The organism is Nostoc sp., from assembly GCF_036917135.1.
GTDB lineage: Bacteria > Cyanobacteriota > Cyanobacteriia > Cyanobacteriales > Nostocaceae > Nostoc.
On the sequence record NZ_JBALEA010000039.1, the window covers coordinates 38462 to 53341 of the forward strand.

Annotated in this window: 1 protein-coding gene; it reads left to right on the top strand. The window is 47.2% G+C overall.

Going from position 1 to position 14880, the window contains the following annotated elements; all coding sequences use genetic code 11:
• Positions 1–379: 379 nt before the first annotated feature.
• Positions 380–14839, top strand: coding sequence for an SDR family NAD(P)-dependent oxidoreductase (locus V7K50_RS11670; RefSeq protein WP_334960141.1), 14460 nt, complete (start codon positions 380–382; stop codon positions 14837–14839).
• The last annotated feature ends 41 nt before the right edge of the window (positions 14840–14880 follow it).

The window sequence follows — 14880 nt, forward strand, 5'->3', positions numbered from 1 at the left end:
ATTGTCAGCTAGGTAGGACAAGCTTTTAACTTTCATGAACGCTGAAAAGATGGAAATTAATTTTAGCTTGAGTTCGATGAACCTCTCCCTCCCAGTCTCCCTCTCCGAAACGGAAAGGGAGGAGCAACGAAAAATTCAGCTTTTTGCTCCCCTCTCCGCATCGGAGAGGGGCTGGGGGAGAGGTCAAATAAGACTTGTCGAACTCACGTTAATTTTAGCGATCGCTGACGAAAACATCGGTCTGTCAGCACTGATTAATAAAATAAATCTCGCTTTTTATCTTTTCCGCAGGAGTCATCTGAAATGCTTGTCCTGAGAGAATTTGACGATAGTTGCCAGCCCCGCAGATGTTTTTCAATCATGAAACTGGATAAATAAGGTGAAAAAAGAATTTACTATAACTGCAAACCATCCCATTGTTAAAAACCATCAAGCCTATGGTCAGGCGTTATTGCCAGGGTTGGCTTATATTGATTTGTTGTACCAGTTTTTTCATGAGCAGGGACATGGTTTTGCGACATTGGAGCTTCGCAACCTGTCCATTTATCGTCCCTTGGTGGTTGGCAAAGGTGGCAGTATTAAGCTTTTGCTGCAAGCAGATGAAGTATCCCAGGGACTTTGGTCGATCCAATTGCAAGATCGGGAAGAAGTAGACAAAGAGCCGCAACTTTATATCAAGGCGGAAATGCATCATCGCCGGGAAGCGCCAGTTTTTGAAGACTCTCTGGATTTTCCCGCTCTCCAGTCCGCCAGTAAAACCCAAATCAGCTTGGGTGATATCTATGCACAGTGTAGTTCTCAAGAGTTAGTTCATTCGGGAATGATGAAGGCAGAAGGCACAGTCTACACGCTTGATGATGCCCAGATTGTAGAAGTTTCTCTGCCACCAGAAGCGACTGCTTTTGCTGGTGATTTTATGTTTCACCCCACCCTGATCGATGGTAGCAGTGTCGGATCATCAAGTTTATTTGCGACGCTGGTTGAAGGTGAACAGCGCTTGTTTCTACCCTTATTCTATGAAAATTTCCGCGCCTGCGAGTTGTTGGGGCAAAAATGCCTTGTCAGGGTGAAGACGGCATCGGTACGACGAAAAAAAGACATGATCTATATGGACTTGGAGTTTTTTAACGAGTCTGGGAAAAAGATTGCGGAATTAAAAAATTTTGTTAATAAGCTGGTACGAGAAGCCGCTTTTATTAATCCGAATCTTCAAAAATCAGACAACGTTCCAACGCCCAAGCCGAATCAGGAAAAATCCCGCCAACCCCAAGTAACCCCATCTCAGATCGACAAATCTGAGGCAATGGATAGCATGGAAGACCTGCTAAAAGAGATCATTGCCTCATGTTTGCAATGCCCACCAGATCAAATAGATACCGATGCTGGTTATTATGAACTCGGCATGGATTCGGCAATGCTGCTGCAAGTGGTTACGGCATTAGAGAAAAAATTCGCCGTCAAACTCATTCCCACTCTGTTATTTGAATACACAAGCATCGAAGAACTGGCGGCTCATTTGATCGATGAGAATTTTACAACTAAAAGCTTTACCAGCGAACAGAGTGCTAATCCAGTGCCCGCCAATGTTGTGAAAACACAGGCTGAAAACGAAGGCGATATTGCCATTATCGGTATGTCAGGGCGCTATCCGGGTGCGAACAATATCAATGAATTCTGGCAAAATTTAATCGCAGGTAAAGACTGTATTACGGAAGTACCCAAAGATAGATGGGACTGGCGCAGCGTTGCCGAACATAAATCACCGTCGGGTAAAAGCGTATCAAAATGGGGAGGGTTTATCCAAGACCCCGATTGCTTCGATCATCAGTTTTTTCGGATTTCTCCACGGGAAGCCGAAGTGCTAGATCCCCAGGAACGCCTGTTTTTGCAAACCTGTTGGGAATGCATTGAAGACGCTGGCTATACGCCCGAAACCCTGGCGGGACGGCAGCAAGATCAACATCGCAAGCAAAATGTTGGTGTGTTTGTCGGTGTGATGCATAAAGATTATGTCTTTCTGGGCGCAGAAGCGATCGAGCGTGGAGAGCAGTTTCATTTGTCATTAAATTATGCACCCATCGCTAACCGGGTTTCCTATTTTTGTGATTTTCATGGCCCCTCTATGGTCATTGATACCGTGTGTTCATCCTCACTCACCGCCTTACACCTGGCTGTGGAAAGTATTAGACATGGGGAAAGTGATATCGCCCTGGCTGGTGGGGTAAACCTGTCATTGCACCCGAATAAATATATGACCTATGGCCTGCTCGATATGTATTCCAGCGACGGGCGTTGTCGGACTTTTGGCAGTGGCGGGGATGGTTATGTTTCCGGTGAAGGGGTGGGTGCTGTTGTTTTGAAACCTTTGGCACTGGCTATTCAAGATCGGGATCATATTTATGCAGTAATCAAAGGTAGCACGATTAATCATGTGGGAAAAGTATCCGGCATCAGTGTACCGAATCCGGTGGCGCAAAGTGAGATGATTTTACATTGCCTGGAAAAAACCGGCATTAACCCACGAACGATTAGCTATGTCGAAGCTCATGGTACGGGTACTTCCCTGGGCGATCCGATTGAGATCCAAGGGTTAAGCAAGGCCTTTCAAACCTACACCAACGATACACAATTTTGTGCCATCGGCTCTGTTAAATCTAATATTGGTCATACCGAATCGGCCTCTGGAATTAGTGGTTTGAGCAAAGTAGCTTTGCAACTGCACTACAAAACACTGGTTCCGTCACTACACTCCCAAGAAATTAATCCTCACCTGGATTTACAGGCGTCGCCCTTTTATGTTCAGCATCAAACCCAGCACTGGGAGCATACCTCACACCACCCACGGCGGGCGGGTTTAAGCTCCTTTGGTGCAACGGGGTCAAATGCACATCTGATTCTGGAAGAATATATTGCTGAGTCAACCGCAGAGTCCGTAGAAAAAAGTATGCCCGTGCTGATTCCTCTGTCTGCCAAAAATGAGGAACGTCTTAGAGAAGTTGTGCAAAACCTGCATCATTATTTAGTTTCCGAGGGTTTCCCAAAGCAGAAAATGGCGCAACTGGGCGAAATAGCCTACACCTTGCAGGTAGGTCGAAAAGCAATGGAAGCACGGCTGATTTTTCTCGTCGATCGCAAACAGCAGTTAATTGAAAACCTCAAAGCCTTTTTGGATGGTGATATTACCAAGGAAAATAGTTGGCAAAGCCAGCAGGTTAAACAGCAAAAACGTTCCCGCCGTGGCGAGAATAGCGAAGCAATATTAAAACAGTGGATGCTTGAGGGCAGACTCGATAAAATTGCCCAGACATGGATTGAAGGCGCTCCCTTGAATTGGGACTCTCTTTATGCTTGGGAAAGTACTTTCGCAAAACCAGCCCGCCTCAGTTTGCCGACTTACCCTTTTGCAAAAGTGCGTCATTGGGTGCCGATGGAAGTTAAAACTGTGACACCTTTTGCTGCTCTTCACCCCTTGTTACACCGCAATACCTCTACACTCAGCGAACAGCGTTTCAGTTCTACTTTTAGTGGTGAAGAATTTTTCCTCGCCGATCATCGGGTGCAGGGGCAAAAAATTCTGCCGGGTGTTGCTTATCTAGAAATGGCGCGAGTAGCCGTTGCCCTGGCCACCTCAACAAAGGATTTCAGCGCCATCCAATTCAAGAACATTATTTGGCAACAACCACTGGCCATTGATAGCGCCGAAAAAACTGTTCATATTGGCTTGTTTGCGAAAGAAAATTCACAAGTTGGCTTTGAAATTTATACCGGGAACAAGGACGGCTCTAGCGATCGCTTTCTTGAACAGCAAAGTCGTAGCATTCACTGCCAAGGCATTGCCATTTTAAATCCACCAAATAGCGAAAGTTACCTGGCTCTTGAGGATTTGCACCGAAAAACAGATCAAAACCATTTCACACCGGAGCAGTGCTATCAAGCATTTGCGGCTATGGGTATTGATTACCGCCAAGGGCATCAAGGCATAGTTGCGGTTCATGTCGGCAGCGATCAGATATTGGCAGAACTAAGCCTGCCTGACTCTGTATTGAACAATCATGAACAATTTGTGCTACATCCCAGTCTGCTGGATTCAGCGTTGCAGGCGGCGATTGGTTTTGCTCTGGTTACGCAGACATCCGACACCCAACAACACGCTTCTTTACCTTATGCTTTGGAAACGCTGGAAATAAAAGCAAAATGCAGCGCTGCCATGTGGGTTTGGATACGCTATGCCCACAACAATAAAGCGGGTAGCCCAATTCAAAAATTTGATTTGGATCTGTGCGATGATAGCGGCAAAATTTGTGTGCTGATGAGAGGTTTTTCTTCTCGTGTCTTCCGTTCTCAGGAACCGCTTGACTCCATAGAAGCGACATTGCACCCCTTATTGCATAAACAAGATGACTCAATTAGCGATCGCTTTACCAGCCGATTTACAGGAGAAGAATTTTTTCTGCGCGATCACCAGCAAGTAATGCTGGGCATGGCTTACCTCGAAATGGCTCGCAGTGCCGGTCAGTTTAGTACTGGGCAAAAAATTCTGGGACTCAAAAATATTGTTTGGAGCCAGCTTCTTTTCATTGCGGGGAAAGCTTGTGATGTATCTGTTCAGTTGCATCAGTCAGGCAACCAGCATCGCTTTACTATCACGACACAAGATCGGGCTTCGCTACAGAACATACATTTTCAGGGTAAACTTGTTGTTGAGCAAGCTTTGCACCCGGCGACACCCGCCAGACTTAATATTCAGGATATTCTATCCCGTTGTCCGGCCAGCATCGAAACCGCCGATTGCGATCGGCTGCTGCAATCCACCCACGGCCCCAGCCTGCTGACGATTAAACGATTGTGGCACAATGAAAGTGAAGCATTGGCTTTGCTTCAATTACCCGATTTTATGCTATCGGGACGTGAAGATTATACGCTTCACCCAAGTATGATGAATGGCGCGATCCTCAGTAGTGTTGTCTTTTCTTTGCTTCATGGACAGCAGGAACATCTGCCCGTGCCTTTTGCTTTAGACAAGCTTTGGATATATAAAAAGATGCCTGAGCGGGCTTACGCATATATCAGCTTGAGTTCCGCCAACAAGCACGATATCGAGCTAGTGAACGAAAAGGGCGAAAGTATTGTTTCATTTAAAGGCTTTACCGCTTCTATTCCAGGTGCATTACAAGGTCGTGCAAATAATGCGATCTATGCAAGCACTCAATGGCACGAAAGCCCCTTGTCTGGTGACAAACGCTTGAACAAAACAGCATCTTCAGATGCGCCTGCGCCAATTTTTATGCTGGCGGAAGAAAATCTAGAGCTTAACAACGTATTGTGCCAGAGATGGCCAACAGCAAGCATTGAAACTCTGGCACCAGTGGGCAAAGATATCGCCGAAACCGTTCAGGCGAACTTTCTACAGGTTTTTCAGCGAATCAAAACTTGCATTGCAGAAAAGCCTAAGGGTATTCAGCCAATTTTCATACTTGTACCTGAAAACGAAAACGCTTATCTCCATGCTGGTTTTGCCGCCTTGTTAAAAACAGCGAGATTTGAAAATGCAAAAATAGCAGGTAAATTGATTCGTTACGCGGTTGACGATAGAATTAAGGATTTTGCTGAACGTCTCGCGGCGGAAATGGATCGCGACACACAGGACGTAGAAATCTGTTATACCCAAACGGGAAGCAGAAAGACCAAAAAGCTAAAGGAAATATCCGACTTTGGCAACAGCGCAGATTTATTACATGAAGGTGATGTGCTTTGGATCACCGGCGGACTGGGCGGTTTAGGGCAAATTTTTGCCAAACATCTTAGTCACACAAAAGGCTTGAAGCTGATATTGAGTGGGCGTTCTACCTTGGATGCAGCAAGAGGAAAAGTGTTGCACGAACTTCAGCAGGCGGACGCCGAGATTAGCTATCTAAGTTGCGATATCAGCGATAAAAAAGCAGTGGCAAACCTTGTCCAAAGTATTCAGAAAAAATATGGCAAATTAAATGGTGTCATTCATAGCGCTGGACTGAACCAGGATGCCTATATCCTGAATAAAACGACTGAACAAATTACCACCGTATTACGTCCGAAAGTAGCAGGAATTTTAGCTATAGAGGAAGCGTGTGAACATATTCAACTGAATTTTATGGTATTATTTTCCTCCATCGCAGGCGTTTTTGGCAGTGTTGGCCAGGCCGATTATGCGACGGCGAATGCTTTTCTTGACAGCTTTGCCGAGGCGCGGAATCTCCGTGTAGAGCAAGGTAAGTGCTTTGGTAAAACACTTTCCATAAATTGGCCTCTATGGAAAGACGGTGGTATGGGGGTGGATGCACAGAATGAAACCCTGATGCAGCAAAATACCGGTATGATCGCCCTGGAAACCCGCGCTGGGCTAAAGGCGTTTGAGTTGGCTTTGTCTTCTAAATTTAGTCAGATTTTGGTGGCTCAGGGCGAACCTGAAAAAATCCGCTCCCGTTTGTTGTCGTCGCCGCCAGTGGCAGAAAATCAGCACCAGGTTCCAGCAGATAAAACTGAGGTATTGGATCAGAAAAATAACGATGAGCAAGAGCAACGAGCATGGTTAACGCGATCGCTCCATAAGGATCTGGCGGCATTTATCTGTCGCCTCCAGAAAGTTAAACCCGAAGAGATTGACATTCAAGCGGAGTTTTCCAACTATGGTTTTGATTCCATTGGCTTTACCAGTTTTGCCAATTATTTGAACGAAATGTATGGGTTGGAATTAATGCCCACGCTTTTTTTTGAATACTCCAGTTTGCGATCGCTTGCCAACTCGCTGCTAGAAGATCATCAAGAAGCTTTGCTGAAAAAATACAAACTCTCGAAAAAGGCTACTTTGCCAAGGCAAACTCAACCAGAGCAGATTGGTAAACGCGATCGCTTTCTGCCTTCACCGACTCAAGAGAATAAGATCCCAGAAAATAGGGCTAAAGCTGCCCCCATCGCCATTATTGGGATGAGCGGCAAATTTCCGGGAGCGGAAAATCTGACACAGTTTTGGAACGATCTAGAGGCCAACCGCGATCTAATCAGCGAAATCCCTGAAGACCGTTGGAATTGGCGGGATTACTACAGCGATCGCCAGAATGAAAGCGGCAAAACTAAGATTAAATGGGGCGGTTTCATTACTGGCATCGATCGCTTCGATCCTTTGTTTTTCGGTATTTCCCCAGTAGAAGCCGAGTTAATGGACCCTCAATTTCGTCTCTTTTTGGAAACGGTTTGGGCGACCATTGAAGATGCTGGCTATCGGGCTAGCGATCTGTCTGGTAGCAAAACCGCCGTTTATGTGGGTGTAACCACCACAGACTATAAAGATTTAATGCAGCAGGCACGGGTAAAGGAAAACTCCCAGGAATATCATGGAATGTTTCCATTTATGCTGGCCAATCGTGTTTCTTATTTACTGAATTTTCGCGGCCCCAGCGAGGCAATAGATACCGCTTGTTCCAGTTCCTTAGTTGCGATTCATCGTGCCATCGAAAGCATCCGCCAGGGGAGTTGTGACATGGCTGTGGCTGGAGGAGTGAATATTATTGCCAACCCGCAATTGGTGATTGCGGCGACTCAAGGCGGTATGTTGAGTGAAGACGGACGCTGCAAAACCTTTGATAAAAGCGCCAATGGTTATGTCAGAGGCGAGGGTGTCGGCGCTATTTTGTTAAAACCCCTGGCAAAAGCCATAGAAGACAATGACCATATCTGCGGAGTGATTCGCGGTTCGGCAGAAAATCATGGTGGTAAAGCGACTTCGCCCACAGCACCTAATCCAGTAGCGCAACAAGAATTACTGGTTTCGGCCTACACCCAGGCAGGGGTCGCCCCTGAAACCGTGAGTTATATTGAAGCCCACGGAACAGGAACCCCCCTTGGCGATCCCATTGAATTTAATGGGCTTAAAAGCGCCTTTGCCCAACTTTATGAACAAAATGGCAGTTCCCCTGGTGGCGAACCTCATTGTGCGATCGGTTCCGTGAAAACCAATATCGGACATTTGGAAGCTGCTGCGGGAATTTCCGGCGTTCTGAAAGTCCTATTGATGATGAAGCATCGAAAAATTCCTGGTAATAGTCATCTCAAGGAGCCAAACCCCTATTTAAAATTGACTGACAGCCCCTTTTATCTGGCCAGGGACACTCAACCCTGGACGGCCTTACACGACGAGTTTCAAAACCTGATACCCCGACGCGCCGGGGTGAGCAGTTTTGGCATTGGCGGTACTAACGTACATCTGGTTTTGGAAGAATATTTTGCCGGGCCAGTTGCAAAACAAGTAGATAGCAACGAAGCCTCGTTAATTATTTTATCAGCAAAAAATCAACAGCGTCTTGTTGAGGTTGCTGGAAATTTGTATAGCTTTCTAATCGCCAGCCGCAAATCCTCCCTGGAAGACCCATTACGTCTTTGTGATATCGCCTACACGCTCCAGATCGGACGTGAGGAGATGGAACATCGTTTGGGCTTTGTTGCTTCGTCCATTGGGGAACTCGAAGAAAAGCTTGCGGTTTTTGCCAGCGCCAAGGAAGAAAATCAAGACTTATACGAGGGCAGCACTAAAGGAAATAAGGATACCTTAGAGGCTTTTGAGTCCGATGATGATTTACAGGAAATACTGGCAAAGTGGATTGAAGGCAGGAAATTTGAAAAAATCTTAAAGCTTTGGGTAAAAGGGCTTTCTGTAAACTGGGATCAACTCTATAGCGGCACCTTACCCCGACGGATCAGCTTGCCAAGCTATCCCTTTGCCCGTGAGAGTTACTGGATTCCCGCATCTGTTCAGCCTTTGCCTGCACCTGATACATCGTCGGCATCTGTCACGCCGACCGATGAAGCTGCCGGGGTATTAATGTGTCACCCAGTCTGGAAAGAAAAAGCAGCCCCCGTCAAGCCCAACTCAGTTGATCTGGCTTCGCCCTATAGCCAACACCTGATTCTGTTTTGTGAAATGGATGTGCCTGCGGGTTTACAAGACCGTTTATCTAAAAACGGCGTTTGTCGTGCGGTTCACATCCAAGGTGAAGATTTGGCGCTAGGTTATCAGTCCCTTTGCGAACAGGTTTTTACGCATCTAAAAGAGATTCTGGAGAACAAACCGAAGGGCAAGGTATTTGTGCAGATTGTGATTCCCAGCCCAGTCCGCCTGTTTCAAGGTCTTTCTGCGTTGCTTAAAACCGCGCATTTGGAAAACCCAAAAATCATCGGGCAACTGATTGAAATCGATCCGCACGATCAACTGATTAAACGAGTGCAGGAAAATAGTCAGTCGCCAGAAGATGTTCAGGTCAGATACCGCGATGGGCGACGTGAGGTGATGTCCTGGGAAGATCTGACTTTTTCCGAACAGAAAGTCCCTCACATCCCCTGGAAAGAAGGGGGAGTGTATTTAATTACCGGTGGCGCTGGTGGCTTGGGTTTGATTTTTGCGAGGGAAATTGCTCGTCGTGTCAAAGCCCCAACCCTGATTCTTGCAGGTCGATCGCGCTTAAGTCAGAAAAAACAGGATCAATTGCAACAAGAAGCGAAACTCCTGGGTGCGCGGATCGAATATCGACAGACTGATGTCAGCCAAAAGAAGGAAGTGGATGACCTCATCCAGAGTATTCTACGCGACTTCGCTAAACTCGATGGGATTTTACATGCTGCTGGATTGATTCACGACAGCTTTATCATTAAAAAAACGGCTGGGCAGTTTCAAGAAGTGCTGGCACCGAAAGTTTCCGGCACGGTGTATTTAGATCGGGCAAGCAAGGAAATAAACCTAGATTTCTTTATCTTGTTTTCTTCGGGTGCCGCAGCGCTGGGTAATGCTGGTCAGGCAGACTACGCTGCTGCCAATGCCTTTATGGATGCCTATGCTGATTATCGTCATGCTCTGTTTGCGTCAAATAAACGCTTTGGTCGAAGCCTTTCGATTAACTGGCCACTCTGGCAGGAGGGCGGTATGCATGTCGATGAGCAGACGCTCAACGCGTTGGAGCAAAATACAGGCATCAGAGCGCTGCAAACCGACAGTGGGGTAGACGCTCTGCTTCGGGCGTTGAGCTTAAAACCGAATCAGGTCATGGTGCTGGAAGGCAATCTTACCAAAATTCGACAAGGGCTGTTTGCGGCATCGACAGAGCCGCGTCACGACGAATCTGCAAGTTTGGCGATGGATGAGAAACACCTGCTGGCTAAGACATTGCACCAGTGCAAAAGTCTTTTTGGCGGCACGATCAAATTATCCGCAGATCGAATCGAGGCAGAAGAACCGTTGGAACGCTATGGAATTGACTCGGTGATTATTTCCCAAATGAATCATCGTTTGGAGGCGATTTTTGGTGAAATCTCCAAAACTTTGCTCTATGAATACCAGACGCTAGGGGAACTGGCGAGTTATTTAACGACAGAGTATAGAAAAGAATGCATGAATTGGACAGGCTTGGCTGTTGACTCCACCACTGCCATCTCAACAGCTTCAGAGCGGAAAATCGCTTCAGAGGCCAAGTCATCATCGGTTTTTTCTTTAAATACACTGACACCGTTGCAATACGAACCCATTGCGATTATCGGTCTGGCTGGCCGATATGCTCAAGCCAATACGCCAGATGCTTACTGGGAAAATTTGCAGTCAGGCAAGGATTGTGTGACGGAAATTCCTCCAGAACGCTGGTCTCTGGCAGGCTTTTATCATGAGGATCTCGAAGAGGCCATTTCCCAGGGTAAGAGTTACAGCAAATGGGGAAGTTTTATTAATGGTTTTGCCGACTTCGATCCCCTGTTCTTTGCGATTTCTCCCCGCGAAGCTATTGGTATCGATCCCCAGGAACGCCTGTTTCTCCAAACCGCCTGGGAGGTGATGGAAGATGCCGGCTACACCAGAGAAACACTGCGAGATCAGTTTCGACAGCGAATTGGGGTATTTGTCGGTATTACCAAAACAGGTTTTAGTTTATACGGCCCAGAGCTATGGCAGCGTGGTGAAATTGTCTACCCGCATACATCCTTCAGCTCGGTGGCCAATCGCATTTCTTATACTTTAAACCTGCGCGGACCGAGTTTACCAATAGATACCATGTGTTCCTCTTCGTTAACGGCGATTCACGAAGCCTGCGAACATATACGTCGCCGGGAGTGTGAATTGGCTATTGCTGGTGGCGTGAACTTATACCTTCATCCCTCCTCTTATGTGCAAATGTGTGCAGCCCACATGCTCTCACAGGATGGGAAATGTAAAAGCTTTGGCGAAGGTGGCAACGGTTTTGTTCCGGGTGAAGGAGTGGGCGCGGTATTGCTGAAGCCACTAGCTCAGGCAATTAGCGATCGCAATCATATCTATGCAGTCATTCGGGCGTCGAGTGTGAACCACGGCGGCAAAACCAATGGCTATACGGTACCCAACCCGAATGCCCAAGCCGAACTGATTGAAGAAACTTTCGCTAAAGCCGGGGTGGATGCACGCACGCTCAGTTATATCGAGGCGCATGGGACAGGAACCAAATTAGGCGATCCGATCGAAATCAGTGGCTTGACACAAGCTTTTCAGAAACATACCGCCGCTACCAACTTCTGTGCATTGGGTTCCGCTAAATCGAATTTGGGGCATCTGGAAGCGGCAGCAGGTATTGCCGGGCTGACTAAAATTATTCTGCAACTGAAACATGGGCAAATTGCACCAAGTCTGCATGCCAGTGAATTAAACGCCAATATCAATTTTGCCAAAACCCCCTTTGTGTTGCAGCAAACACTGTCCGCATGGAAAAGGCCGCTGATCGAGATCGACGGTGAGACCAAAGAATACCCCAGAAGAGCGGGAATTTCCTCCTTTGGTGCTGGTGGCTCGAATGCTCACTTGATTATTGAAGAGTACGTGAGGGAAGAGTCTGTTGGAGAAACTCGCAACGATGCACTCGGCGACGACACCGAGATCGTTATCTTATCAGCGAAAAATGAAGATCGCCTCTACTGTGTTGCCAAAAATTTACATGATTACCTGAGTTCGCAGCAAGGGGCAAACTTAACGCTACGCGACATCGCCTATACCCTCCAGTTGGGGCGTGAGGCAATGGAAGAACGTTTAGGCTTAATTGTCCGTTCGCTGGACGAACTGAAACAAAAGCTTAACAGTTTTGTTGGACGAGAAACCGGCATTGAAGATGTGTATCGTGGGCAGGTGAAAGGAAATAAAAAATCACTGGCTTTATTTACTGACGATGATGAACTTCAGGAGGCCATCGAAAAATGGATTCAACGCGGAAAATTCGCCAAGTTAGTCGAGCTTTGGAGCCAGGGTCTAGCGGTTGATTGGAGCAAACTTTATAGCGAACCAAAACCTCATCGCGTCAGCCTGCCGACCTATCCCTTTGAACAACAAAAATACTGGATCGAAGCCGCGCCCAATGCCGAGCCAGAAAGTTCGGCTTTGTCAGGGGGGCAAAGCGTTGTAAAATTACATCCGATGATCCACGAAAATACCTCAAACTTTCTCAAGCAACGCTTCAGTTCAAGCTTTAGCGGTGAGGAATTTTTCCTAGCCGATCATTTGGTGCAAGGTAAACGTATTCTGCCGGGAGTTGCTTATCTAGAAATGGTTCGCATGGCAATCACGCTGGCGGTGGATACGCAAATTGAGGGGTGTGATTTACGTTTTTCTCATGTGGTTTGGGTAAGACCGATTGTCGTTGGCGATCGCCCCCTAAGAGTGCATACTGTTTTACAGATGGACGATAGCACAACCGTTAGCTTTGAAATTTACACCAATGCAGACACAGAGGAAAACGATGGCGAGGCAAATACTGTCTTACATTGCCAAGGCTGTGTCGAGCTTTGCTTTTTAGACAAACGGCCAGCGTTGGATCTGGCGAATTTACAAAGCCAGTGTCAGCAAAAAAATCTTTCTGCGGCCCAATGTTATCAGGTCTTTGAATCTGTCGGCATTAAATACGGTCCAGGGCACCAGGGCATTGATACTGTCTACGTGGGAAATCAACAGGTACTGGCAAAACTGCGTCTGCCTGCCTCTGTATCAAACACGGCGGATCAATTTGTTTTGCATCCGAGTTTGATGGATTCTGCCTTGCAGTCTTCCCTTGGTCTGGCAATGGGCGGCAACGTTTCGTCTGAACCCAAACCCTCTTTACCATATTCGCTGGAAACGCTGGAAATATGCGATGCGGAGTTGATGCCAAGCTGGGTCTGGATTCGTGAATCCGACCATAGCAGCACAGAGATGCAAAAACTTGATATTGATCTGTGCGATGAGCAAGGGCAGATTTGCGTTAGTATGCGAGGGTTCTCGTCGCGAGTGCTGGATCGGGCATTGGTCTCTGAAGAAGCCAGTTTAACCCTGCTGAACCCGGTATGGAATGTGATCTCACTCAAGCAAACAGAAAGCCAGGGCGACGCTTTTGCTAGCGATCGCGTGCTGATTGTTGGTGGTAGTGAACAGCAAAAAGCTGCCCTTGTCCAGGTTTATGCCGATGCTTTGTGGTTGTCGGCAAACGGATTCGAGGAGATAGACCGCCAAGTTAAGGCATTCTCGTCTCAGATGAATGTAGTGCATATTATCTGGGTAGCGCCAGATCAGCCCATCATGTCTGCGACACAAGAGTTACTGATTAGCGAGCAAAACCAAGGGGTGCTTTATCTCTTTCGTCTAATTAAAGTGCTGCTGGCATTCGGTTACGGCGATCGGGTGCTGCATTGGACGGTCATCACCACGCAAACGCAAGCGGTACGCAAAAAGGATGTCGTCAACCCCACCTATGCCAGTGTACATGGCCTAATCGGTTCACTTGCTAAGGAATATCCCCATTGGAAAATCCGCCTGTTGGATCTGGACGCGGCTCAGAATTGGCCGGTTCAAGAGATGCTGGCATTACCTGCGGATAAAAATGGCGATGCAGTCGCCTATCGGGGAAAGGAATGGTTTAAACAAGCGTTAGTCCCTGTTTTTGAGATTGATCGGCTATCACAACCCTGTTATCGTTCACAGGGGGTCTATGTGGTGATTGGGGGCGCGGGTGGTATTGGCGAAGCCTGGAGTCGGTGGATGATCGAACACTATCAAGCACAGGTTATCTGGCTCGGCAGAAGAAAAAAAGAGTCGGCGATTCAAGAAAAACTGGACGCTTTATCAAAATTCGGCACTCCACCAAGGTACATCGAAGCCGATGCTAGCGACCTGGAGGCTTTACAAAAAGCGTATCAGGAAATTAAACGCAACTATGGTAATATTCATGGTGTCATTCATTCGGCGATCGTCCTGGCAGACAAAAGCCTGGCCAAAATGGATGAACAGCAATTCCGGGCTGGGCTGAGGGCTAAAGTCGATGTGAGTGTGCGCCTGGCGCAAGTGTTTGCGAAAGAAGCGCTGGATTTTGTCCTGTTTTTTTCTTCCATTCAGTCCATTGCCAAAATGCCGGGGCAAAGTAATTATGCGGCCGGATGTACCTTTAAAGATGCGTTTGCCAGCCTTCTGGCACAGGAGTGGTCTTGCCAGGTCAAAGTCATCAATTGGAGCTATTGGGGTAGTGTCGGTGTTGTGGCGACAAGCGCATATCGCGATCGCATGGCGCGGGCAGGAGTGGGGTCAATAGAGCCACAAGAGGGGATGGCGGCCATAGAAAGCCTGCTGCGATCGCCACTGAATCAGTTGGTTTTGTTCAAACAATTACCCCCGATGAACAACACTCAGCCCTCACAGAATCAGGCCTTAGAGGAATGGATAACGAGTTATCAAGACGGGCTTCCTTCCTGCATAGACGGGTTGCAAAAATATCTTCCGCAACAGCCCCTTCCTGTGATCAATATCAAAGCTTCGGCTGCTGAACAAGCCAAGACATTGACTTAATCTCACCCCAAGCTAACGGTATTATGTTTTTAGATTACTCG